Genomic DNA, 25,051 nt, shown 5'->3' with positions numbered 1-25,051 from the left:
TGTAACAGAGAGAGTCACAAGGTAAATTTACACCCTTGCAACAAGGCTATTACAAAGGTCATTATTGAGCTATAGCACCAGTGCTAACTATTAGGCATATATCATTACATGTCTATTTTTCAGCTACTACCTCAACGTTACCACTGCTGGTTGATCAGAATCTTTGCTTTATAAAACGCTGGCTCGTTTGGTTTCCTTTTTTAAATTGAACTACCAAAAGATAAGAGCCTACAGGTAAGCGCTGTACGTCAATATCAGCCTCAGATTCAGCGGTGTCTGACTCTAATAGTAGAATACCTAATACAGAATATATTCTAAAATGTGCGCCCGCTTCTGACATTTCTATGTGCAGCTCGGTAGTAGCCGGATTTGGATATATTGTTACAACTTCGGGTAGTTCGGCACTGATGTCCGTCAGACATGAAGCCGTTCGAATCGAAGCATGGCTAACCCTATCTAGGCGGTCATCTTTTAATAGTATAGTAGAATTTTTAAGTTTTAAATTGCACACCAATGTGTTATAAGATCCTGAATTAAGGTACAGTGCATGGTCACAGTTGATCGCGGTATTGTTCTGAAATATACTGCCCAAAATCGCTGGGATTTGCTCTTCAACGTAACGAGCAGCCCCTGGCTGATACTGTAAGTAATTCAGATAACCTTCGGGGAAACCGGCATCCACAATAGCGGGTACATTGGGTTGGCCAGCCGTGAGTGTGTTGTTGCGTACTTCCAGACCAATGACGGACGTACCAAAGGTTTTTTCCTGTATGAACTGTACTGAGTGCACACCAATAAAAACTCCGTTTTGTCCATTCGTATTCGATACCAAATTACCAATTATCTGATTGTTATACATAGGAATAAACTGTTGCGACAGGTTGGTTCCACCACGTTCCTGCTGTATGGGTGCCAAATCAATTGATCCGTTGTTGACCAGCGTATTATTAATGATAGCAACCTGATTAGTAGCATTGTGGTACAGGGTGATACCCCGGCGGTTACCCTCCATTGTATTTCCCTGCAACAACCAATTGCGTGCTCCCCAATTAAATATGGCATAATGACTGCCAGCGGCAGGAACAACATCCCAAGGCCGGTCTATCGTCAGCATGTTAGCGGTACGACTGGTGATCGTACGCCACTGGCCCATCCCTTTTCCGTTAACGATGGCAACTACCGGCCTTCGACGGATATTGGCCCAGTTTTTAGTTTTGTCTGTTATGGTAACAGATGTTGCGTCGCTCATGATACCGGCGTCTTCGTCGATCCGATCCGGGCCACCACCTTCTGCGATGATCGTTTCTCCATCATTACTATTTTGAGCGGGACCATTGATGACCTTGAATTCGTTTGCCAATACTGCAATATTTTCGGCAAAATTGAGAATGAGCACGTGATTAATGACACCAGTGGGATAACGGGCGGCTCCATCCCGGTAGACACGATTATTTTCAAAAACCCCATCATGCGCATCATTCAAATTTAACCCATCTACAGCATATGTAAATGTGTTTCCGCTAACAACGAAATGGGCACACCCATTCAGCTGAAGTGGTCCACGGTAGCCAGAGTTGCTGGTCAGGCCCTGTGTAATGATGGAATTAGCTATCACCAGCTTATTACTCTTGGCCCACATCAGCCATTCGCCCCGGCTCAGGTCGATGAAGACACGCTGCAGAAAAACCTCCGTACACTGACCTGTCATGTTACCAGTCCACTGCGCCGTACTATCAACATTGATCAATGATAAATCGGCCAGGCCCGACTGGTTCGTAATAGGCGGCCAAACAACGCCGGTGCGCGGATTACTGATATCGTAACCGAATTTGATGAAAGTTTGGTCTTTGTCGACTCCCTGTATGACCACCCGATTGCGTATTGTTAGGGCCGCGGAGTTACGGGCCAAAAGTTTGTAAGTACCGGCGGGTAAATAAACGATACCACCGCCATCGGCGTTAGCCCGGTTAATAGCTCCTTGGATAGCGGGCTGATCGTTGGTTTGGCCATCGCCAACAGCTTTTAAGCTTAGTCGGGGGTCAGTCTTTACATTATATACATTTTTATAAAAATCGAATTTGGCCGCCCAGGGCACTCCTAACTTAAAGTAGTCGAGGCCTGTGTTGATAGCCAATACTGTCTGTTCCATCCTGGTCTCCCCAACTTCACCACCGAACCCATTGCTGACAAACAGATTATAATTTGTGCCTGGCTGGAGTGAAGCCGGTACTTTCACATTTAAGATGTATTGATCGCTCCTCTCTGTGTCGACAACACCTACGTGCACGTCTGTCCCATTCTGGTCCACAAAACGCACATTGGATGAGCCACTTCTGAGTTGCAGATTACGGCCAAAGATGCGTAAGTCTCCTCCAGGCGTCACTTCTGGCGAATCCAGATGCATAAAGTAGGGTTTGTTGACATATACGCCCGGACTACGTTGCCCCTTCTCCTCAACCCAGATCTTATACAGGTCCAGATCCAACCGGGCCGGTATCTGTACGGTTGCTTGGCCTGTACTTTGCACCAATACGTGCAGTGGTATTGGCGTAGTAGCTGTACCTTGTGTCAGGTATATTTTTGCATCACTTTCGAAGTTTCCTTGAAGACTAATTGCCTCACCTGGTTTAGCGGATGGGTTTATATTAAAAATTACCGTTTGGGCTACAACCTCTGATGTACAAATACCGCGAACAAGTAGCAGAGTGCATATAATTGATTGTAATAAGTAATTCATGAGCTAAATTTTTTTAAAACTTCGTTAATCAGCTATAATAGATAAGACTATTTACAGGTAGGTTTCAGTTCGATCGTTCATCCTTTTGATATGATCTCAGACAAAAAACGTTCTGATTTTTGAGTGCAGGTAAGATGTATAGTGCAAATTAGGCATACTCTAACGTTGATTGTCAATTAGTTAGTTAAATAAAATTCCATAAACCAGCATTTATATTAATGGCTGATTCGCACAAATTTACCTTATGGATGCCTAAACGATCTCTCAGGTAACGATATCGTTTCATAACACTAATGGCGTGTTCGACTTAAATCCGCTCTGAGGATTTAGCCCGGTTCTCAGCTCGTTGCGCATCGGTCAAGTTATCCCCTTTAGGTTTCCTTATAGGCACATTAACCTGCTGACAATCACAATCTTTACTTATACCCTGATACTCTAAATCAACGCCTATAGTGGATTCCGTGAACAAAGCCTGTTCAACTAGGAATTCTATCTTCAACTATGTTTAATCATGCCTCTTCCCAGTATTTGCTAAAAAAATGAATATACCAGTCGGTTGTAGCCAGAATCAGTGTCTTAACGATATAGGCTTTTTTTTGTCCCTTTACAACTGTTTTTGTTCGACTGAATCGTCGGGTCGTTGAGTACGTTGTTCGGTAGCATCAATCAGGATAATGGTTGTCTTGTAAAAGTAGGCGTTGAATTCTTCGACGCTGAAAAAAGAACGTTTAGGGGCATGTCCGGACGGAACTAAAGCCCACTCAAGTACTATCTGACCGATGTCTTGATTTCGTTTAGCCGTCGATCCGTCTATACTGGTTGTAAAGCCCAATAGATCATAAGAAAGTCTTAATTTATAAGAAAACAGGTTAGACAAAAGCAGGTCAGTATGAATGCTTAACGCAGGTTCTTGTGGGCATTCGGCTTGTCGTTGTTGAATGGTATGTTTGTGAATCTGCTCGTGGGCTTGCTCGAACCAAACTAATCGTTTAGCGGATCGTTTTTTGTCCAAACCCGTGGCAAAGCCCATTGTCGGTCGGTCTTTAAAATTGTAACAGAGAGAGTCACAAGGTAAATTTACACCCTTGCAACAAGGCTATTACAAAGGTCATTATTGAGACCAGTATTTTACTTGCCTTTTTTTGCTGCCTGTATTTAAAGTGTGTTAGGAAATTAGATTTGTGCCTTGGGCTTAATACGTTGTAACACAAGTTGGATGTGGGCTGAAAGTATCCAGCCTACCGAAGTAGATAGTGTGTACTCGTAATCTTTGATAATTTGCAGAAAGAACGGGGGTGCCTGTGCGCTTAGTCCAGCCAATTGTGTGCTTCACAACCCACCCGCATCGGCGGACCGGCTTAGCAAGGGACACAAAGACCTGAACCAATTTGAGACGGGCAGCCCGCCCAAAGTAACCAAAACTTTTGCAAAACACCGCCCTATAAGCTATCGCCAAATACCTTTCCAAGCCGTTCACAGTATTACAAAACGTCACTCACCAAGACTAATAAGGCAGTTCCATCAGCATCGGGCCGCGTGTACATGAGTCGCCCACAAGCTGCCACTCGTATCGTCTAGTAAATCGCGCTTGCGCCCATTCACTTTTTTGTAAGAGTTAGTGCATAAATTATAGAGACAACTCTAATACTCTGGTTATCAACACAAAAGTCAGATGAGAATGCTTCTTGTCTTTCTTCTCTTTGATCTAGTTAGTTCAATGCTCGGTTGATTCATTCAGGTATAACGTCGGTTTTATACTGGTCAAACCGGGTGGCCGGAGCCATAACAGTAGACCGCTTGCCAATATGGATATTGATTGGGCAGATCTCGCCAGTGGCAACCGGTGCGAAGCACCTAAAAAATTGCATTCGTTACGTCACATAAATCGAGCTTTCGCTTGCGTCTGAAAGGTAGAAAAGGCAACATTGCTACCCATTGATAGTCACAGGGTGGCTTGCGTCGTCAATTTGGTGAACTGTTTGCGGGGCCGCCCATGCGGTCACCGTTTTGTAGTTTAGTGACCACGAAGGTGACGCTATTATTAGCCTTTTTCAATTCTCTAGCACGTTCTGAAAAATAGGTTTAAGAAGTACCAAATTAATGAACGACTGAACAAGCAATCCTGATAGCAACAGTTTAATTAATTGTCAACTCGGAATCAAAAACAATTTAATTTCAAAATTATATCGGTTGTCTTTTACTACCTACCTTTTAATGTGTAAATCGATCTGTAGTAAAGAATTTTTGGGGCGTCCCAATTACCTCAAATATTACAATAGAGAAATTATTGCTCAAAGTTATACAAAAAGTACAAATTCTCTCGAAGAGTGATTAAGCTGTAGGTTAACAACGTGAAAAATACTAGACAAATTGACCCATGAGTAAGTCTGTAGATCCAAGAATGATTGAATGTGCATTTGTCAAGTCTCGTAACGACATAGAAGTGAAGTTGCTTTACGGTTAATTCACGTATCTATAATTCTCCGTGGTCAATGAATCAACAAGTACAGTTATAACACACTCCACCTTACTTCCAGGTAAAAGTCATTTTTAGGTATAATAAGTGCTTTTATTGATACGTGCATTAGTCTGTAATGAAGGCAATCTCCTTTTTGTTGAAGAAGGCCTGCACTAGCTTTGGATTGCTTTCCAAGTATTTGACTTAATCAAGAACTGCTACCGTTAGGTCTTCCAGATCAGTAAAAACCGCTCAGATTTCCATGGTTTATGCAAGCGCGGGCATATAGTTTTTGTCATATTTTTGGCCACGGTGAACTACGGAGCAAACGCGATGAATGAGTTTGTTGCGAACTGCATTCAGAACGAGCATCTTGTTTTTGCCTTCAGTGACCTTGCGTTGGTAGTAAGCTTGTAACTCACCTTTCATTCGGATCGCTGACATAGCCCGGCACAGGCCGCCCTGCTAAGTGAAAGAGTGATTTTAGCCGTAAACGAGCATGTTGGCTCACGCGCGTTTTTCCACGCACACTACTACCCGATCGGTAGCGCACGGGCGCCCCCGTCAAAGGGAGCTACGCCAGCGTGACAGGCGAGTTTTTTGGGATCGTTGATGGCCTTAAATTCGTTGGTAGCTACCAGCACTTCAGCCGCAATGGCATCACCTACGCCTGGAACAGAGGTGATCCAGCCGAAAAGCTCTCTTAACCGATCGTCGCCCTGAATGAGCACATTGATTTGTTTCTCTGCATTTTCCAGGTCGGCGTTGATGGCTTTTAATGAAGCCTGGCAATTTTTGGCCAGTTGTTTTTGCAACGACTTCTCCACGAAGCCCTGCTGTTCGTTAACGGGTTGTTGAAGTTGCTGGCGAACTCGAAGAAGCCGTTGACGAAGGGCACTGAGAGTCGCCAGTTTTTGTAAAACAAGCCGTGGCGGCTGCCACAGGCACATTTGGTCTTGAAAACGAAACGGGGCCGCCCGAGCGGGCATACTCGGCGATGCGCCGAGCGTCAATGGCGTCGTTCTTACCCCGCTGAAGGCCACCCGCCTTCTTAATTTGAAGACTACTTTCCAGCCAGATTGGTAGTTTCAATTTGTAAAGGCGGCCGCCGCGCGGGAAGATAAAGCATGAGCACTGTATATACCCGTATGCTCCAGGCAACAGACCGATTCAGTCACGGTAAATCCAGGCAATGCCTTCATTAATTTGACGGTTGCTCTAATCGCTGCTGGTGAGTTAGCCGATTGAGTTTGCAAGACTATGGTTTTGCCATCAAAGACGGCCCAGTCGAGCCCGGGCGGCCGGTGCCGTAGCTTTCGAAACGTCAATACCAATGAAATGGCGAATAGTCATGAGAGATCGTAATTTGGGCCAGGCGGCCGGTGCCGGTTTAAAAAGTTCTTGCTTCGGTGCTCAAACCCTTGCTAGTGGTCGGACGGCCGATGCCGCCTAGTTGCCCTAATTTCCATTCGAGCCTTAAGCATAAAACAGGGTGGGTCCTGAATCTGAGCATAGAGCTGACACTCTGCGGCCCTATAGGGTAGCCCACCCTGTTTACTGTTGGTAAGCTAGACTAAATCTTAGAATCTTACCACGTTACAAACCTAAAGGGCGGCCCTGCTGGTTCTTTAAACATCGCTTCAACTGGCTCCAAACTAGTTCGACTGGATTAAGCTGGGGGCTATATGCCGGTAAGCGTTCCAGATGAATCCGTCTTGGGCGCTGTTTCAAAAAGGCTTTTACTACCTCACTGCGGTGGATGGCCGCCCCATCCCAGATGACAAGCATATTCTGTTTGCGATAGCGACTACACAACTTAGTTAAAAACCATACAATGTCCTCACTGGTGAAGGACTGATCTTGACCCGCTACATAGATCCGGCCGTTCGGCGCAATGGCGGCAATCAGGCTCAAGTGAGCGCGCCCTGCTTGCTCAACTAACACCGGAGTCTGGCTACTAGGAACCCACGTGTGCGCTAGTAAAGGCAGTAAATAACAAGCTGACTCATCCACGTACAAAATGATTCGCCCTTCAACTTGGGCTTTTTTTGAGTTCGGGCAAGCGTTCTTCCCCCCATTGAGCTACAGCCTGAGGGTTTTGCTGACTGGCTTTCCGCTGTGGTCGCTTCGGCCTTTAGATTTGTCCCCTGTAAATATTCCAAGAATATTCTACCTTGGAAAGCTCTCAAAATGAGGGTAAACCAGTTCCAGTGGGGTTGCCCTACCGTCTTCGGCTGAGTTAGTGACTCATGGAGCGATTTAGGACCCCACTGGCTTACTGAAGTACAAGACTCAACGGGGTGGCCCGAGCCATAGAAATTCGGGCTAATGACCCATGAGCAAGGTATTGAGTGTACGACAGGATACTGGCTTAAATACTACCATCAATGTATTCATAAGTATGGAAAATTTCACGTTTTTCGTCTGTATTGACATCTCCAAAGCCACGGCACCGGCCGCCCGGCCTGGACTGGGCCGTTGTCGTCGCTAATAAGTTGTTATTTCATTACCAATCGTCGAATGATAAGAAAGGCATCGAAAGCTTTGTTAAACGCTTAAGGCAACAATGCCCAGAGGCTAATTTTGATAATAACCTGTATTGTATGGAGCATACTGGAATATATAACAACCACATCCTCAGTTTGTTGCAAATAAATAAAGCTAGCATTTGGGTAGAGCACCCTATCCACATTAAAGAAAGCCTGGGCATGATTCGTGGCAAGAATGACAAGGTTGATGCTCAACGAATTGCTTTGTACGCCTACAAAAATCGCGACGAAGTTCGGCTATGGACACCCAAGCGAGAGGTCATTCAACCATTGGATCGGTTGACAAGCACTCGCAGTCGCCTGGTCAAAGTTCGTAAAATGCTTCAATCCCCTTTGACAGATTCAGACGGGTTCATCTCTAGGAAAGTGCATAACGAAGCTAAAAAATCTTGTCAAAAGACGTTGGATGCCCTTACCAAAGACATCAAACAGATCTAGGCAGACATTACTGATACCATAGAAAAAGACCCTTATTTAAAGGAGCTGTATGGGTATGTGCAATCCGTCAAAGGCATTGGGCCAGCTATCGCTACCGAACTGCTAATCGTTACTAATGAGTTTAAGAGCATCAGTGACCCGAAAAAATTGGCTTGCCATGCCGGGGTCGTGCCCTTTACGTATTCGTCAGGTCAGTACAAGGGTAAAGCCAGAACCAGCAATAAAGCCAACAAGGACTTGAAAGCTCTTCTGCATACTGGAGCTATGTCAGCTATTCAGCATTCTCAGGAGATAAAAGCCTATTATGTTCGTAAGACGGGTGAAGGTAAGAATCAGATTCGGACCGCCGATGCGGTTAGTCATCAATAACGTCTGTAACAAGTTGATTCATCGCGTGTTTGACTGCGTACAGAGGAAAGAAAAGTATAAAGATTTTTATTTCCCCGTAGTTGCTTGAATCATAGAAATCGCTCCGATTCTGTCGGTTCCAGCCGACCTTCTTTAGGATTCGACCTATTTGGGAAGGATCATAACTGACGCCAAAGATCTTTTTAACCACTTCATTGACCCGGGGACGAGTCCAGACAGCTCCGCTAAAACCATGATACTCAGCACCCTTTTTGAGTTCGATCACGAGTTGGCTGAGCTGTTCGACCGATAAACGGGTTGGGGCTCCTGTTCGTTTACCTTCCTGCAGGGCCGTTGCACCTTGCTCACGGTATTTCTTTAGGGTTCGGCTCACCCAGGGTTGGGTTAATCCAAACGCCTGAGCGATCGCTAACTGCTGCCAACCGGCCTGGCTCAGTTCAACACAGCGTCGTCTTAGCGCTTCGTAATCGGATTGCTTGTAGGTTGCCATAGCCGAAAAAGCAGCTTACATGACAGACTTACTCACGGATCAATAACACGTTTGTTTGAAGTTTCTCCAGTATAAATCAATTTCAATTACAAAAAAAACACGCTTACCGACCCACGATGCTTTATAAACACGATAGTATTTTTGGTGACAAATAAAATCTCCCTACACCCTATTAGCAAGTTTATATAATAATTTATCAATCGGACTTTAATGAGTATAATTATATTGTTCATTACATTATTTCAAGTGTCATATTTACTTACGTCCAAAAGCATTAACCTATGTATAAAATAGTTTACCATTTTCTCGCAAAAATAACGTGTTAGTTCTTTGCATATACATTATCTAGTATGCATGTAAATTGTATAATCTCAAAATGCTTCGCACCTTTCTAAAGTTATTCTGGTGTGTAACCCGACTTTTATAAGTCAGTATACTGTGAAAACTCAGTATTGGTTTAGGATGGAAAGCAATTATTGTAATTTTACAACGGGTTTGTTGTAGTTCATATGCCATTTACAGTTTTATTCAAAATTGGTAGTCATATTTAACATATGATCAGTATAACACCAATAACTTTGCCCCTGTAAAGGCATGTATATTGGTTTTATTTATCAGTAGGCATTTGTTGATTATAACAGTCTAATTAGGATGACCGGTTGAATTTAGTCGTTACGAATGCTACAATTTGTACAATTAGTTACTCAACTACATTGAGGAGGAGTCTGACCTAATTGTTAATGACTCATTTTTAACGATAAAATTCTTTTTTAATCAACGCTTTGTCAGATACTGACATTTCAAATTTAACTCTATTTGACATGACTAATGAATCAAATTACTCCTATACAACACACCAGGTAGTTGAATCGGAGGGCTTAAATCTTCGTAACTTAATGTCAAGGTATATAAAGAGGTGGCCGTGGTTTATAGTTTCCGTAGGCTTCATGCTGGCAGGTGCTTTTATTTATTTACTTGATAAACAGCCTATTTATCAAATTCAGGCCAGTTTGTTGGTTCAGGATCAACAAAAAGGGAGCGAACAGAATAGTGCGCTTAAAGAATTAGGGGTATTCACGCCTAAACAGGTGGTTGAAAATGAGATAGAAATTTTACGATCGTTCACCTTAATGAACCGCGTGGTTGAAAAGCTCCATTTAAATGTGCGCTACTACGAAACCACTACATTTACTAAACGGGAGCTTTATGAAGATTCTCCAATTGAACTAGTCGTTGAGCAGCCAATATCGGCTCTGTATAAGAACCCACTGGAAATTGATTTACCCGGCGATAATACTGTAATTATTAACGAACACGTTTATCCGATCGATCAAAGTATCGATACTCCCTATGGCCGCCTTAAAATCGTAAGCAGAAGCAAAGCAGCTACTGGGATCAAAAAAATGATAGTACAGGCGTCGAAACAGACCTCTGCTGCCAAAAGCTACTTGAGCAATCTGCATGTGATCCCTACTGGAAAAGGATCAACGGTTATTCTTATCTCACTTGAAGATGGCGTTCCTTCAAAAGGCGAAGCTGTTATAAATCAACTTATTAAGGAGTATGATCAGGCAGCCATCATGGACAAAAACAAAGTTGCCGCCAACACACTCAAATTTATAGAAGATCGGCTCAACATTGTTTCTGGTGAACTATCGTCGGTGGAAAGAAAAGTCCAGTCATACAAATCTCACGAGGGCATTACAGATCTAAGCGTTCAGGCGCAGTCGTTTTTAGAAACAGTGCAACAAAACGATGCATCGCTGATTCAGGTGAATGTTCAACTGGCCGCGCTCAATGACCTACAGAAATACGTTGAAAACAAATCGGAAAAACGAGGTAACACACCACCGGCTGTTGTTGGCTTGAACGATCCTGTTCTTCTCGGTCTTATCACTAACCTAACCACGCTGGAACAGCAACGAGATCAATTGGCCCGAACCACCTCGGAGCAAAACCCGATGCTAGAGACTATCAACAGTCAGATCGAAACGGCTGAAAACAATATGGCGGGCAATATTCTGACAATGAAGAATATGCTGCTCAGTACTCGGCAACAATATACTGCCAAGAACGGCGAAGTAGAGGGAGCTATTCGTTCGATACCCCTGAAAGAGCGGATGCTGATGGATATCACTCGGCAGCAGGCAATCAAAAACAGTTTGTACACTTATCTTCTTCAAAAACGTGAAGAAACGGCAGTGGCTTTCGCTTCAGCCATTGGCAATACCAGAACAATTGATTTTGCCCTGAGTGATGACAAACCAATCAGACCGGCAAAAACGATTATCTACGCGCTATTCGGTCTGCTAGGGTTGGTATTACCTGTTGCTGCGATAGCTGGCAGCGATGCCTTGAATAATCGGGTGACACGTCGGGTTGATGTAGAACAAGTTACGCACATACCAATCTTGGGTGAACTGGTGAAAAAACGGCATCCAGGACCACTCGTCATATCGCCTAACAACCAATCTGTCATTGCGGAACAGATCCGGACACTGCGGGCTTGCCTGCCATTACTACGTAACGAAGGAACAGAAGGTCAGGTCATCTTATTCACCTCCAGTATTAGCGGAGAAGGTAAGTCATTCGTATCGACTAATTTAGGCATGAGTCTGGCTTATGTAGATAAACCAACGGTTATCATAGACATGGATTTGCGGATGCCTAAGCTGCACAAAATATTTAATCTCGAAAATACGAACGGGGTCAGCGAATATTTGCAGGGAGAGGCCACTGTCGATGAGGTATTGACACCCATTCCAGGTGCCCCCAATTATTACGTAATACCAAGTGGATCGTTACCAAAAAATCCATCTGAGCTATTGAGCAGCCCCAAATTGAAGCAATTGATTGAGGAGCTACGCGAGCGGTTCGATTATATTATAATCGATACTCCTCCAGTTGGACTTGTATCAGACGCTCGATTAATTGCACCTTTAACGGACGCTACTTTCTTCATGGTTCGTCATGATTTGACGCCTAAAAATCACCTCAAAATGATTGATAAACTTTACCAGGAGCAGCGTTTTCCCCGGTTAAATATTATACTGAACGCAGTTGACGGCACTGACTCATATCACTATAGCGGATACAATAAAGAATATGCCTATGGCAGCCAGGAAAGCAGAAAAAAATGGCTGTTCAGTGGTAAAAGACCAATATAAATACGTTCACGATATACCTGAAAGATCATTATCAGTAATCTTTCAGATATATCATGAGTTGGTCAGTTGCTCTGAATCAAGTATGTATTTGGAGTCTTAGAAAGTTAAAATCAACAAAGATGAATTTTTTTGTATAAACTAAAGATGAATAATACATGTACTTGGTTTGGCCCTGTTTTTTTAGATAAAAAAAATTAAATTCAAGTAGAAAATAGATTTTATCTACCCGTCGGAAAATTTATAGTCAAGAGGGTTTAAGAAAAAAGTTCTTAATCGTCTACACATACCGGAAATCCTATTTTTGTCCAACGGTACTTAACTTTTAATTGATATTCAGTTCGGCAATAAGTCAACATTTTACTCATAATAAGAGATTCCCAGATCGTTCTAATAATAGGTAACGCTCCGGAGAATGGCTACAAAATTTAAAGAAGTAGTATGTCGACAGCATCGCGATTGATTTCTGGGAGTGCAGCTTCTTGGGTGCGCATCGGTGTAAACGTAGTCTCTCAGGTTATTTTAGTACCCTTGTATCTTACCCATTGGAGCATTGAAACGTATGGATTATGGATTGCTATTCAGGCTTTGGTGGGGATTCTGTTTACGTTGGATACTGGACACCAGGAGTTTTTAGGCTACGAATTTATGCGCATTGGTCGAGAAGACCGCTCAAAATTAAGCAAGTATCTCTGGTCTGGCATCAGTATTGGTATGGGTATAAGCCTGCTGCAAATTGCGCTGATCATTGTGTTTATTCTAACGAACGTTGTGCCTCTGGTCCTTGGAAAAGCAGATTCACTGGATTCAAAATCAATACATGACGTTAGTATTGTATTATTATTGCAAGGAGTTGGCTGGCTCATTTGTACGAGTATCACCGGCTTGCTATTCAGGGCGTTAGCCCCCTTTGGGTATTACCCGCGAATGGCATGGTGGAACTGTGGATACGCGTTTACAAACGCCCTAATTCCCGCTGTCTTAGTCGTTTTTGGCACAGACTTGCTTATGACCGGTATCATATCAAACATTATTTCAATTGTCTTGTATATTCCCTTGTACATTGACCTATTCCGCCTGCTTCGCCGAGAAGAAATTGAGTTTAGTACACCTTCATGGCAAATAGGAATTAAAAATTTTGGTCGTTCTCTAGCCGTGTTTGGAAAGATAATACTTGAAAGTTTACGGCAACAAGGCGTACGTCTTGTACTAGCCCCATTGACTGGCGTTGTCGGCCTAGTTGCCTTTACCACAATGCGGACGGGTGCGAACGTTGCTTTACAGGGATTGAATTCAATTACCAATCCCTTAATGCCAGATTTGATGCGTTTTCTACATCAGCGCGACCAGGCACGAAGTGAATCTGCATTTGGAACGGTCTGGATTATTATTGTTGCTATAATGGCTCCCGCGGTAGTCGTGCTCCAAGCATTTGTCGAGCCGTTTTATATTGCTTGGACACGAGGAAAAGTCCCCTTCGATCCCTGGTTATTTGCCACCCTGTCGCTAAGTGTGCTTGTTTATGCTGTAGTACAGCCAGCAACAACCGTTGTGATCGGCAATAATTTGCTTAAGCCTCAATTATTTATTTCTCTAGTGGGCGCTACTACGGTGGTTGTTTGTATCTATATTTTGGTACCCCACATTGGCATATTGGGTGGTGGAGTTTCCTTATTGACTGCGGAGATTTTTACAACTGTAGGCTACGTAATTGTTGCCAAACGATGGTTGCAACAGAACGGTTTGGTCTGGCCAATGCGGTCATTCTTGATCGTGGTCACCTCTGTTATTGTTTCAGGAGCAATTATGGCAGTAATGATTCTTTTACCCAATCTAAGATGGATCGTATTGGCGGTATCGATGTTATTGTTTATTTGGAATGCCTGGCACTACTGGAAGCTATTACCCTTGCTGGCCACTCAGCAGGCCAGAAAAGTGTTAAGCCATTTGCCAGGTGTGAACAAACTATTTCCAGCTTAAACAAAGGACTTTACGTGTTCTACTAATTCTATGACCGTTACCCAAATTTCTATTGGTCGATTTCACCATTTTCACCTTGCTCGGCAAATGGAAAAGCATAATCTGTTGGATTGTATATGGACAGGTTATTTGCGCTATAAATTGCGTGATGAGCAGGGAATTCCAGCGGATAAAATCTGTACATTTCCATGGTTGCATTCTCCTTATATGGCCCGTGGCCGGTATGGAATGGCCCACTGGATGTGGCTAAACCGGGAATGGCGTTGGTGGGCTCAGGAAACATTAGATCGTTATGTAGCCTCTCATCTCAAGCATCCAACCACGCTGATAGCCCTTTCAGGAACCGGTCTGCATGCCGGCATGTCAGCCCAGCGTAATGGTGGCCGGTATGTGTGTGATCGCGGGTCGTCCCATATACGGTTTCAAGATCAGCTTCTTCGGGAAGAATACAAACGCTGGGGCCTTGTCTTTGAGGGTATAGACCCGCGTATTATAGCAAAGGAAGAAGCGGAATATGAACAGGCCGATCTAATTACAGTTCCTTCAGAGTTTGTCAGAAAATCGTTTATTGAGATGGGTGTACCCGCCCACAAACTGTCTAAAGTAGTATATGGGGCCCGGTTAGATCGCTTTCATAAAGTGGCTGATCAACCTAAAGATAAGTTCACCGTGCTCTGGGTAGGCTCGGTAGGAATACGAAAAGGATTCCTCGATTTATACGAAGCTTTTCGGGCGCTCAAACATCCACAAAAAGAACTGATTGTGGTTGGAGAGGTAGAAGTGGAAATGAAATCATTGATATCCTCGAAGGATTTGACAGGAATCACTTTCATGGGTTCAGTTCCCAATCAGGACCTGCCCCGTATTTACAGCACAGCGCACGTATTCGTGCTTCCAAGTATTGAAGACGGGTTTGGCATGGTACAGGGTGAAGCACTCGCCTGTGGCTGTCCGGTAATTGCAAGCAGCAATACGGGCGCTGAAGATCTATTTACGGATGGGGTTGAAGGCTTTATCGTACCCATTCGATCACCCAAACATATTTGTGAACGCCTTCAGCAATTGGCTGACGACCCTGTTTTGCAAAGTCAGCTATCAGAAGCGGCCATCAGCAGAGTAGCAGCCCTGAAAGGCTGGGATACCTATGGAAATACATTTGCAAATGTGCTGACAACTATGCTCTAATTTATATGCTATTTCTTACTTGATCGTAATTGATCTATCAGGCAAAAAATTGGAGCTAAAGTGTTTATGCAAATCATAGTATATAAGAATTAACTATCCTGATGAAATGAATATACAATTAGGCCCTGCTCATCTTGAAACAACCAGGCTTTTTAAACGACCGGATACCGGATTTCTTTCTCAATTTGTATTCTGGTCCTGGGTCATACTTGTTGTTGCCGCTCTGCTACAGAGCATTTTATTTTACAGCTTTAACAACCTTATTGCAGTAGGCTGTGTCATAGCCGCGTGGGTATTAACCACAACCATTCTTCTTCGCCCGTTACTGTTAAAAAACTTTCCGCTTTCCACTTTTTTAATTATTGGGTTTGTATTTACTCAGTTTTACTTCCCACTGGTTTTTACTCTCCTTGAGGGAAAGGCGCTTATCTATAATTTACAATTGCCCGAAGAAGTTTTTCTTCACTCAATACTGGCTCTTCTGGTCCTGATAATAACTCATACTACATACTGGACCTTCGCTAAACAAATAGGGCTATCATTGAAGCCATCCAAACTATTAAGCAGTGCGGGAATATTTAATGTGCCTACTGACTTGCAAGTATGGCTAATGGGCTTTATTGGATTGGTAGCCATGTTTTATGTTCACTTTTACTCACCGTCTGTAGGCCACAAAGTATCGGGTGGAGGAGATAAGCTTGTCGAAGCGCTGATACCATTTACGTATGCTCCATTTTTTATTCCTTTTGGTAAGTTGTACGGTAAAAGCGATCCTCCAAAAGCAAAGTTATCACTACAGCTAATTGCCTTTACTATTCTTCTTTTCGTGGTAAGCATGGGCACCAATAGCCGTGGCGCCTTTATGCTAGGATTTACTTCCGTAGGATTTGCCTTTGGTCTAGGCCTCTTGCTGGAGACACTAAAAACACGTTTGTTTACATTTAAAAATATCGTGATCGGCTTTTTAACTGTGTGGTTATTTATCGGGCCTATTGCCGATATAGGTACCGCTATGGTGATGGTTCGCAGCTTTCGTTCCGATACGCCAAGGATGGAATTAATTGCATTAACACTGGACGCATATACTCAGAAGGATGCACTTAAAGCGTTTCAGTTGGATAACAACAGTAAAGGTGAGCACTGGGACGAAGAGTATATGGACAATATCTTTCTGGCTAGATTCTGTAATTTAAAATACAACGATGCCAGCCTTCTTCTAGCTTCCCAACTCGGCAGTGAGAACGCGGATATATATAAATTTACTATAGACCATTTCTTATCCTCTCTACCTGTTCCTGTCCTGGACTTTCTGAACGTAAATGTTGACAAGGAGTCAGTAAACACGGTATCGTTTGGTGATTACCTGTATTATAAAGTAAGTGCCGACCCGTGGTCTCTCGGCGTTTTCCGGACCGGCCATTTTGCGGGTACGGGTATGGCCGCTTTTGGCTGGTGGTACCTGCTTATATTGGGTCTCGGCATGCTGCCTATTTATATGTTATACGATATTTTATTCGTAAAAAAGACGACTCTCGATAAAAACGGGAATAGTGATTTGATACTACAATTTAGTTTTTGCGGACTCCTTAGCCTCACATCCATATTTCAATTTTTCCCCATGGAAAGTGTAGAAGGAATAGCGGCCTTTTTACTGCGGGGCTGGGTTCAGAAAATTTTCCTTTATGCGTTCATCTATCATCTTACCCGACCAATAAGCGCTATCGTAACCATTTTAACCTCTGTGAGACTACAAAAAGCTCCGCTCACCCGCTTGGATCAAACAAGGTGAATCTCACTACTAAATCAATCACCCCAATGGTTAATATACTCTATTTCGGTGACAACAGTCCAGGCTCTACTTCAACCCACCGTGCAAACGCACTCGCTCGACTTGGCCATGCTGTTTCCAGTCACAATCCTTCGCATGCAGCTGCCGGACAGTTGGAGTCCAAATGGTTTCAGGCGCTTCACTACCGGACGGGCTACCGGCTGTTGCAAAATCAGGTGATTCGTTGGGTGAAAAAAATTAGTGCTGCCCAACCTAAGCCAGACCTCGTTTGGGTAGATAGTGGCGAGTTGTTCGGTCCCGCCTGCATAAAATACCTGAAAAGTCTGGGCTGCCCGGTACTGTTATACAACGTCGACGACCCAACCGGAAAAAGAGATGGACGCCGGTTCGATTCGCTGGTCAATGCCATTTCCCTCTACGATCTGGTGGTTGTGGTCCGAAGAGAAACGGAAGAAGAATGCCGTAAGCTAGGGGCCAAACAAGTCATGCAGGTATTCCGCAGCTACGACGAAGTAGCGCACTATCCGTTCGAAACTGACGCTGCTATTCCTGCCTCGTTCAAGTCGGATGTGGCGTTCATTGGCACCTGGATGCGCCACGAACGCCGGGACGAGTTTATTCTGGAGCTTATCAACCAGGGTTTGCCGGTCAGTATTTGGGGCGACCGCTGGGCAAAATCCCCGCACTGGAAAAGTTTGCAGTCAGTGTATCGTGGGGGTGCTTTAGGAGGGCGTGACTATGTGGCCGCTATTCAGGGCGCTAAGGTTTGTCTCGGCTTTTTGTCGAAAGGAAACCGGGATTTGCACACCCAGCGGTCGCTCGAAGTCCCTTTTGCCGGGGGCCTGTTGTGTGCCGAACGTACATCCGAGCATCAGGAACTCTATGAAGAAGGAGTTGAAGCCGTTTTCTGGTCGAACGCGCAGGAATGCGCCGAAGTCTGCAAAGAGTTGCTGTCCAACGACTCAGTCCGCGAGGGCATTCGTTTGGCTGGCAAACAGAAGGTAGAGTCTCTGCGCGTGGGCAACGAGGATATATGCCGCAAAATTCTTGACGAAGTGCTGAAAAGCAGCGTCGTGATCGACTACTAATCAGCAGCGTATGAACATTGTATTTTTCGCTCATCCAACTTTTCTGAACCAGCAAAGCATGCAACGCTTTGCGCGGATGCTGACCGAGGGGATGAAGCAGCGCGGGCATACCGTAGAACTCTGGTCTCCGCAGGCCCGGGTGCTGCAACTTCCTTCTCTGCCGGTGATGCGGAAATGGCTGGCCTACATCGATCAATACATCGTGTTTCCCTGCGAGGTGCGGGCCCGGTTAAAAAATTGCTCGTCGGATACCCTTTTTGTGCTTACAGACAATGCATTGGGGCCCTATCTACCCATTGTAGCCAACCGACCGCACGTCATCCATTGCCACGATTTTCTGGCGCAACGCTCGGCACTGGGCGAAATTCCGGAGAACCCAACCAGTTGGACAGGCCGAAATTATCAGGCCTATATTCGCCGGGGCTATTCGAAGGGAAAGCGGTTTATTCCTATCTCCCAGAAGACGAAAGATGATCTTTCCCGAATGCTTCCCGCTCCTCCACTCACGTGGGAGGTTGTGTATAATGGTCTGAACCAGCCGTTTACCCCCTCCGATCCCGGCGCGGCCCGAACGGTACTGAGCAAGAAGTTTGGCATTGACCTGTCGGCGGGCTATCTGCTGCACGTGGGGGGTAATATATGGTATAAAAATCGGCTGGGTGTGCTGGAAATATATGAAGCCTGGCGATCAACCGATCAACAGAATCTACCCCTTTTAATGATCGGTGAAGCACCGGACGCACCATTACTAACGAAGCAGGCCGCATCAACTTTCAAAGCAGACATCCACTTTTTAAGCGGTGTCGACGACGAGTACGTTCGTTTGGCCTACGTTGGCGCTTCTGTTTTTCTGTTCCCGTCCCTGGCCGAAGGTTTTGGCTGGCCCATTGCCGAAGCGATGGCGTCTGGATGCCCGGTTATTACAACGAACGAAGCGCCTATGACCGAAGTGGCCGGTAAGGCTGGCTTCCTGATTCCACGTCGGCCAAACAACCCCGCCAGCGTTAACGACTGGGCCAATGAAGCGGCACGGGTTGTAAAAACGATACTCAACCTTTCACCGGAAAAGCATAAAATGGTCGTTGCGTGTGGGCTTGAAAATTCTGAACGATTTAATCCCGAAAAGACACTGGATCGATTTGAACAGTTATACCAAAAAATTGCAAAAGAAGATGGCCTTAATACCGTTCAATAGCTATCGAGACGTACCAATAAACGCTGCCTTCTCCATCGAAAAAGAGAAAGTTTCAAGTGTTGGTAAAAGAAATGTCACAGTAGACTTAGCCCGGCTTTTTGCTGCTTATGGGGTTATTGCTTTACATGTCCCTTTCAGCACTTCTGCGGCTGAGGGTTTTAATATTTTGTTTTGGCCTTTGTGTGTTCCCTTCTTTTATGCGATATCACTAACCTATTTCGTTTCCGGCCTTAAGCAAGCATCAATACCTGATATTATTGCAAAAACATGGCGAAGAATTTTACTACCATATCTTGCCTGGACTGTAGTTTATGTAGGCCTGCTTTTAGCTAAAAGACTACTATTGGGAGGAGACTCTGGAATTATCTTTTGGCGAGTCCTATTTTACGGTGAAAGTGCAGTACAATTATATTTCTTACCAACTTTAATCCTGTTGCAATCAATAACACTCGCAATTTATCTGATCGTTACTCCCAATTCTACGAAACGGACATTGGGTACAATAATCCTTATCGTAGCGCTGGGATATTTAGCCTGGGGCGATTACAATGACTGCTTTGGCGTTTCTGCCACAGGTCAAGTTATTGGAATAGCCGCTTTCATTGGTTCAGCCTTCTGGCTTTCACCGAGAATACATACCCTTACATTTCGACCAGAATACATAATCACGGGAATCGTGCTGATTGTGTCAGCAGTTTACCTGAATTATTGTGGACACACTCTTTCTGTATTAAATTACCCGTTAATTCTGCCTATTGGTGGCATCGGACTATTGCTTTTAACGCTTTGCACTACTACCTATACTTTGCCAAACTGGTTATCCATTCTTGCATCAACTTCATTTGGAATCTATTTAAGTCATATACTTTTTTTAGAAGCCTTTGAATTTATTTTAAAAGTGACACATAACGCTAATCTCGAATACAACTTTGTGGTGAAACTACTGGAAGTCACGTTGATTTTTCTGTTGGCAGCAGCGTTAACTTTAATTATTAGAAAGATTCCAGTATGTAAGCAACTATTTCTGGGAGAATAAAAACGAAATCTATGCGAATTCTACACGTAGCTGCTGAAATTGACCCTGAAACGGGTGGTGTGTCTCAGGCGGTACGAACAATGATAAATGGGTTAACTAACGAAGGAGTTCATAACGAGGTGGTCAGTGTAGACGCGCCTGACGCGCCCTTTATCAAGACAGATCCGTTTACCATTCATGCCCTCGGACCAAGAAATGGCCAGTGGGGCTATAACAGCAAACTCATTTCGTGGCTCGTTGACAATGCCGCTCGTTTCGACGTCATCATTCTCCACGGATTGTGGCTTTATCCGGGCTACGCCCTTCGCCGGGCTATGAAAATTGTCAGAAACAAACAAAGCAAAGGAAAACAGCCAAAGTTCTTCGTAATGCCCCACGGTATGCTCGATCCGTGGTTTCAAAAAGCGTCGACCCGGAAAATAAAAGCATTACGCAACTGGGCCTATTGGAAGCTGATCGAACGTAATATCATTGCCGATGCCGATGGATTGCTGTTCACCTGCGAAGCCGAACAACTGCTTGCCCGCGAACCGTTTCGCCCGTATAAACCGAAAAATGAGGCCGTAGTTGGACTCGGTGTCGACGAGCCTCCGGTTTACACGCCTGCTATGCGGGAATCGTTCCTGAAAAAGTGCCCGGATGTGACCGATGCGCCTTACGTTCTGTTCCTCAGCCGCATTCATGAAAAAAAGGGCGTCGATCTCCTGATTGATACCTACAGCCAGCTACTCAAAAGTTATTCAGCACTGGAGTCTGAAGTGTATGCCGGAGAAAGTGGTACAGTTGGCCCTGAAAAAATGAATTTGCCAAAGCTGGTTATTGCGGGCCCCGGCCTGGAAACGCCCTATGGCCAGAAAATGCAGCAGCAGGTTGCGCAGCAGCAGGATCTGGCAGCGCTTATCTCGTTCCCCGGCATGCTCACCGACGATGCAAAATGGGGGGCGTTTTATGGATGCGAGGCTTTCATATTGCCGAGCCACCAAGAGAATTTTGGCATTGCAGTAGTAGAAGCGCTGTCCTGCGGCAAACCCGTACTAATTTCGGATCAGGTCAATATCTGGCGGGAAATTGGAACAGCGGGGGGTGGCCTTGTTGCAGCCGACTCGCCGGAAGGAACGGAACAAATGCTGGAAGGCTGGTTGCGATTGTCGGATGAGCAGAAGCGAGCAATCGAACAGCAAACCCGGAAAGCCTACCGAACGTATTTCGCCGTTGAACCAGCGACAAAAAACCTTTTACTTGCCATAGCATAAGTGACTGTAGAGGTACACCTCTTTACCAATATTTAGAAAATAGAATCGGTGAAAATCTCAATCATACAGGGCGCCTTTTTGCCGGTTCCTCCGGTTCTGGGAGGAGCCGTCGAAAAAATCTGGTATAAACTGGGGCAGGAGTTTGCAGCCCTGGGTCACGAGGTCGTGCATATTGGGTGCTCTCACCCCGATTTACCGAACAAAGAGAAATCACATGGTGTCAGCTATGTGCGTATTACCGGCTACGATACTCCCTCTTCCATTGTCAGATTGAAATGGCGGGATCTGCTTTATTCTGTTCGGGCGGTAAAAGAGATACCGGAAGACACTGACATTGTGATTACCAACACATTCTGGTCGCCACTTTTTGTGAGTGGACCGCTTCGCAAAAAAGTATGCGTGAGTGTTGAGCGGCTCCCCAAGGGCCAGATGTGGCTGTATAAACAAGCACCGCTCCTACGGGTAAACTCCGGCCCGGTTGCCGATGCGATCCGGCGGGAACTGCCTCTTAATCAGCACCGGCGCATGGTAATTATTCCCAACCCGCTCCCATTCCAGGGGTTACCCCCGGTTCATATCCATGAGAAAAAGCGGGTGTTGCTTTATGTTGGCCGGCTTCATCCCGAAAAAGGACTGGAACTACTGATAAAAGCATTCAAAACCCTGAATTCGAGCTGGAATCTCCGCATCGTTGGGCCATCGGACGTAAGTACTGGTGGGGGAGGGCCATCTTACCTGGAGTCGCTCAAACAACTGGCCGGCGACGCTAATGTAGAATTTACCGGTCCGGTCTTCGACATGAACCTATTGAACGAGTATTATGCTGAAGCGTCCATATTTGTGTATCCCTCTGTTGCCGAACAAGGCGAAACCTTTGGACTCGCTCCGCTGGAAGCCATGGCCTGGGGATGCGTACCGGTGGTGTCCGACCTGGCCTGTTTCCGTGATTTCATCCATCATGGAACCAACGGATTAGTGTTCGATCACCGTAGTAACGATGCCGTTGCGCAGCTCAGGAAAGCAATCGACGAGCTACAAACAAATGCCAACCTGCGGCACAAATTGGCCGAACAGGCGCTCAACGTTCGTCAAAGTCACTCCGTCTCGTACATCGCATCGCAGTTCATCGATGCGTTTGACCATGTTGTGAGTAAACGAAACCTGAATAAACCTATCGTTTTATGAATGTAAATGTTCATGCTCAGGCCAGCCCTTATGTAAGCCCCTGGACTGCTAATCAGCGTATAAAAATGGTTCTGTGGGAGTATGCGTGGCTTTTACTATGCTCGTGGACTCCTAAACCAGCCAATGCCTGGCGCGTAGCCTGGCTACGGTTGTTCGGTGCCAAAATATATGGGAAACCTTTTGTTCATCAACGTGCCCGTATTCAGATTCCCTGGAATTTAACCCTGCATGACCGCGCTTGCCTCGGCGACCGGGCCAATGCCTATTCGTTGGGATTAATTGAGATTCATGCGCACGCCACCATTGCTCAGGAGGCTTATATCTGCACGGGAACCCATGCTTTCGACCGGCCTGAAATGAATTTACTCACCGCGCCAATTTCCATTGGTGCCTATGTGTTCGTTGGTGCCCGAGCATTTATTATGCCGGGCGTTACCATTGGCGATTATGCGGTTATTGGCTCCTGTAGTATTGTAACGAAAGATGTTGCTCCCTTTAAAGTTGCCGTCGGGAACCCTGCACGCGTGATAAGTACACGCCACGTTTCGACATTTGCATAAATAAGGGGCCATAGTACTGGCTACTCACTACCAACAGCTGAAGTAACTGGTGCAACAAAGCAGGTATCCCGGATAAAAAAATCAATCGCTTACCTGCTAAATATCATTTAAATTAGCTTGGAATAAGCGGTTAGTCAGGCTAAAAAAATGAACTGACAGTTTCTAATATATACAACTTGAATTATTTATATTAATCATCTTGCAAACAACTATTAGGATGACGCTGGACTTAACGATTGCCATTCCCGTTCGAAATGAAGAAAAAAATTTACTGAATTGTCTTACGGCAATTGGTCATGACCTGGCTCAACATATTGTTGTCATAGACTCCGGTAGTACGGACAGAACCCGTGAAATTGCAACTAATTGGGGCGCTGATGTAATAGATTTTGACTGGAACGGCCAATTTCCAAAAAAGCGAAACTGGTTTCTAAGAAACCACCGACCCAAAACCAAATGGGTCTTGTTTCTTGATGCAGACGAATCGCTGACGGAAGACTTTAAAGCCGAATTGCGAAATACACTTAACGCGAACGAAGACAAAGTAGGTTACTGGCTTCGATATAGTATTTATTTTATGGGGAAAGAACTACGGGGTGGTTATTTCCTTCACAAGCTGGCACTTTTTCAGGTTACGGCTGGTGAGTATGAACGAATAGATGAAGACCGTTGGAGCAATTGCGATATGGAAGTTCACGAACATCCTGTTCTCGATGGTAAAGTAGGTACTATCCGAAGTAAAATTGACCATCAGGACTTGCGGGGTATTTCCTATTACGTGAGCAAACATAACGAGTATTCGAGCTGGGAAGCGGCTCGTTTTTTGAAGGCATCTGATAATACAAAAAGCTCTTGGACATGGATGCAGCGTATAAAGTATGGCCTGATGGGAACACCTTTTATTGGAGTAGCTTACTTTTTTGGTAGTTTTTTTCTGATGGGTGGTTTTCGGGACGGCACACGTGGATTTACGTTCGCTATTCTTAAGATGGGCTATCTAACCCAGATGTATCTTAAAATTCAAGAAATGAAAAATGAGGAGAAGTTAGCCGCCAAGCCGATAGCCAAACAATCAGAAGTGGTATCCTAATGGAGTAGCTATCAGCCTCAATACGTATCCTTATTTATATCGATCAGATAATAGATTGGCTTTTGCGTAATACGTGCGGATTTCGTATAAGCCTACTGCTATACGAGGTAAATATGATTGAATTAGCCTTAAATGCGTTTTATCCCTTAATTATGACCATACTTTTCCAGAGCACGAAATACCGTTGAAGAATCCGTCAGCCAAAAGATACCTGATTGCTCTGCCTGCGACTCAACATCATTAATTAACCTTTCTACCGCCCGAAATGCCGGTACTGTCATTACGCTGTATCCTCAAAACGTTTGTGAGCAGAGGCCCCAGCCTAATAGCATACCAGTATAAGCGAACTTGATTTCTGCTTAACAAGTAGATTGTCAGTACTAGACTTGTTGCAATGGCATAATTTTGCTTTATGAATCTCTCAATTAAGGCTTTAAAAACTGACCGCCAATGGCGGTCGGCCACCGGTTTAGACCATCAACGCT

At 44.8% G+C, this 25,051-nt stretch carries 18 protein-coding genes; 13 read left to right on the top strand and 5 right to left on the bottom strand.

The window, feature by feature from the left end; all coding sequences use genetic code 11:
* Positions 1-154: 154 nt before the first annotated feature.
* The 4 genes from FH603_RS24540 to FH603_RS29310 all read right to left on the bottom strand — a co-directional run bounded on the left by FH603_RS24540 (position 155) and on the right by FH603_RS29310 (position 7,208).
* Positions 155-2,737: a T9SS type A sorting domain-containing protein gene (locus FH603_RS24540; RefSeq protein ID WP_186741235.1), complete on the bottom strand. Its 2,583-nt coding sequence runs from the start codon at positions 2,735-2,737 to the stop codon at positions 155-157.
* A 604-nt stretch (positions 2,738-3,341) separates the two neighbouring features.
* Positions 3,342-3,767 (bottom strand): hypothetical protein, encoded by a 426-nt coding sequence (locus FH603_RS24535; RefSeq protein WP_186741233.1) that lies wholly within the window; start codon positions 3,765-3,767, stop codon positions 3,342-3,344.
* Between the two features lie 1,961 nt (positions 3,768-5,728).
* A complete protein-coding gene (locus FH603_RS28710) occupies positions 5,729-6,208 on the bottom strand; it encodes a transposase (RefSeq protein WP_244968029.1) in 480 nt (159 codons plus the stop codon).
* A gap of 583 nt (positions 6,209-6,791) precedes the next feature.
* Entirely contained in the window at positions 6,792-7,208 is a 417-nt protein-coding gene (locus FH603_RS29310; protein ID WP_186741231.1) for an IS630 family transposase, read from the bottom strand.
* Between the two features lie 416 nt (positions 7,209-7,624).
* Between FH603_RS29310 and FH603_RS28705 the strand changes: the two genes are divergently transcribed.
* The gene (locus FH603_RS28705) at positions 7,625-8,182 is read left to right on the top strand and encodes an IS110 family transposase (RefSeq protein ID WP_342355226.1); all 558 of its coding nucleotides are present in this window, start codon (positions 7,625-7,627) and stop codon (positions 8,180-8,182) included.
* Between the two features lie 57 nt (positions 8,183-8,239).
* Positions 8,240-8,551 (top strand): transposase, encoded by a 312-nt coding sequence (locus FH603_RS28700; RefSeq protein WP_317171323.1) that lies wholly within the window; start codon positions 8,240-8,242, stop codon positions 8,549-8,551.
* Here the strand turns inward: FH603_RS28700 and FH603_RS24515 are convergent.
* Positions 8,538-9,041, bottom strand: a complete 504-nt coding sequence (locus FH603_RS24515; RefSeq protein WP_235985584.1) for a helix-turn-helix domain-containing protein — start codon at positions 9,039-9,041, stop codon at positions 8,538-8,540. The two genes, FH603_RS28700 and FH603_RS24515, sit on opposite strands and share 14 nt — an antisense overlap.
* An 821-nt stretch (positions 9,042-9,862) precedes the next feature.
* Here FH603_RS24515 and FH603_RS24510 point away from each other — a divergent pair.
* From FH603_RS24510 to FH603_RS24460, 11 genes are all read left to right on the top strand, one after another.
* Positions 9,863-12,208: a GumC family protein gene (locus FH603_RS24510; protein ID WP_186741229.1), complete on the top strand. Its 2,346-nt coding sequence runs from the start codon at positions 9,863-9,865 to the stop codon at positions 12,206-12,208.
* A 438-nt stretch (positions 12,209-12,646) separates the two neighbouring features.
* Positions 12,647-14,185, top strand: a complete 1,539-nt coding sequence (locus tag FH603_RS24505) for a lipopolysaccharide biosynthesis protein (protein ID WP_186741227.1) — start codon at positions 12,647-12,649, stop codon at positions 14,183-14,185.
* A gap of 30 nt (positions 14,186-14,215) precedes the next feature.
* The gene (locus FH603_RS24500) at positions 14,216-15,370 is read left to right on the top strand and encodes a glycosyltransferase family 4 protein (protein WP_186741224.1); all 1,155 of its coding nucleotides are present in this window, start codon (positions 14,216-14,218) and stop codon (positions 15,368-15,370) included.
* Between the two features lie 106 nt (positions 15,371-15,476).
* Positions 15,477-17,159: a hypothetical protein gene (locus FH603_RS24495; RefSeq protein WP_186741222.1), complete on the top strand. Its 1,683-nt coding sequence runs from the start codon at positions 15,477-15,479 to the stop codon at positions 17,157-17,159.
* 26 nt (positions 17,160-17,185) lie between these two features.
* Positions 17,186-18,247, top strand: a complete 1,062-nt coding sequence (locus FH603_RS24490; protein WP_186741220.1) for a CgeB family protein — start codon at positions 17,186-17,188, stop codon at positions 18,245-18,247.
* A 10-nt stretch (positions 18,248-18,257) separates the two neighbouring features.
* Positions 18,258-19,442, top strand: a complete 1,185-nt coding sequence (locus FH603_RS24485) for a glycosyltransferase family 4 protein (protein ID WP_186741218.1) — start codon at positions 18,258-18,260, stop codon at positions 19,440-19,442.
* Positions 19,420-20,478 (top strand): acyltransferase family protein, encoded by a 1,059-nt coding sequence (locus tag FH603_RS24480; protein WP_186741216.1) that lies wholly within the window; start codon positions 19,420-19,422, stop codon positions 20,476-20,478. The genes FH603_RS24485 and FH603_RS24480 overlap by 23 nt, the downstream gene beginning before the upstream one ends.
* Positions 20,479-20,489: 11 nt before the next feature.
* Positions 20,490-21,731 carry a glycosyltransferase gene (locus FH603_RS24475; protein WP_186741214.1) on the top strand — a complete coding sequence of 414 codons (1,242 nt, stop codon included), beginning with the start codon at positions 20,490-20,492 and terminating at the stop codon, positions 21,729-21,731.
* Between the two features lie 48 nt (positions 21,732-21,779).
* Positions 21,780-22,916 carry a glycosyltransferase family 4 protein gene (locus FH603_RS29150; protein WP_186741212.1) on the top strand — a complete coding sequence of 379 codons (1,137 nt, stop codon included), beginning with the start codon at positions 21,780-21,782 and terminating at the stop codon, positions 22,914-22,916.
* A complete protein-coding gene (locus FH603_RS24465) occupies positions 22,913-23,476 on the top strand; it encodes a DapH/DapD/GlmU-related protein (protein WP_186741210.1) in 564 nt (187 codons plus the stop codon). The genes FH603_RS29150 and FH603_RS24465 overlap by 4 nt, the downstream gene beginning before the upstream one ends.
* Before the next feature lie 217 nt (positions 23,477-23,693).
* Positions 23,694-24,566, top strand: coding sequence for a glycosyltransferase family 2 protein (locus FH603_RS24460; protein WP_186741208.1), 873 nt, complete (start codon positions 23,694-23,696; stop codon positions 24,564-24,566).
* Positions 24,567-25,051: the final 485 nt, after the last annotated feature.

This window comes from Spirosoma utsteinense, from assembly GCF_014282275.1.
Classification (GTDB): Bacteria; Bacteroidota; Bacteroidia; order Cytophagales; family Spirosomataceae; genus Spirosoma; species Spirosoma utsteinense.
Note: the sequence above shows the minus strand (reverse complement) of the source record. Positions and strands in the feature narration are given on the sequence as shown.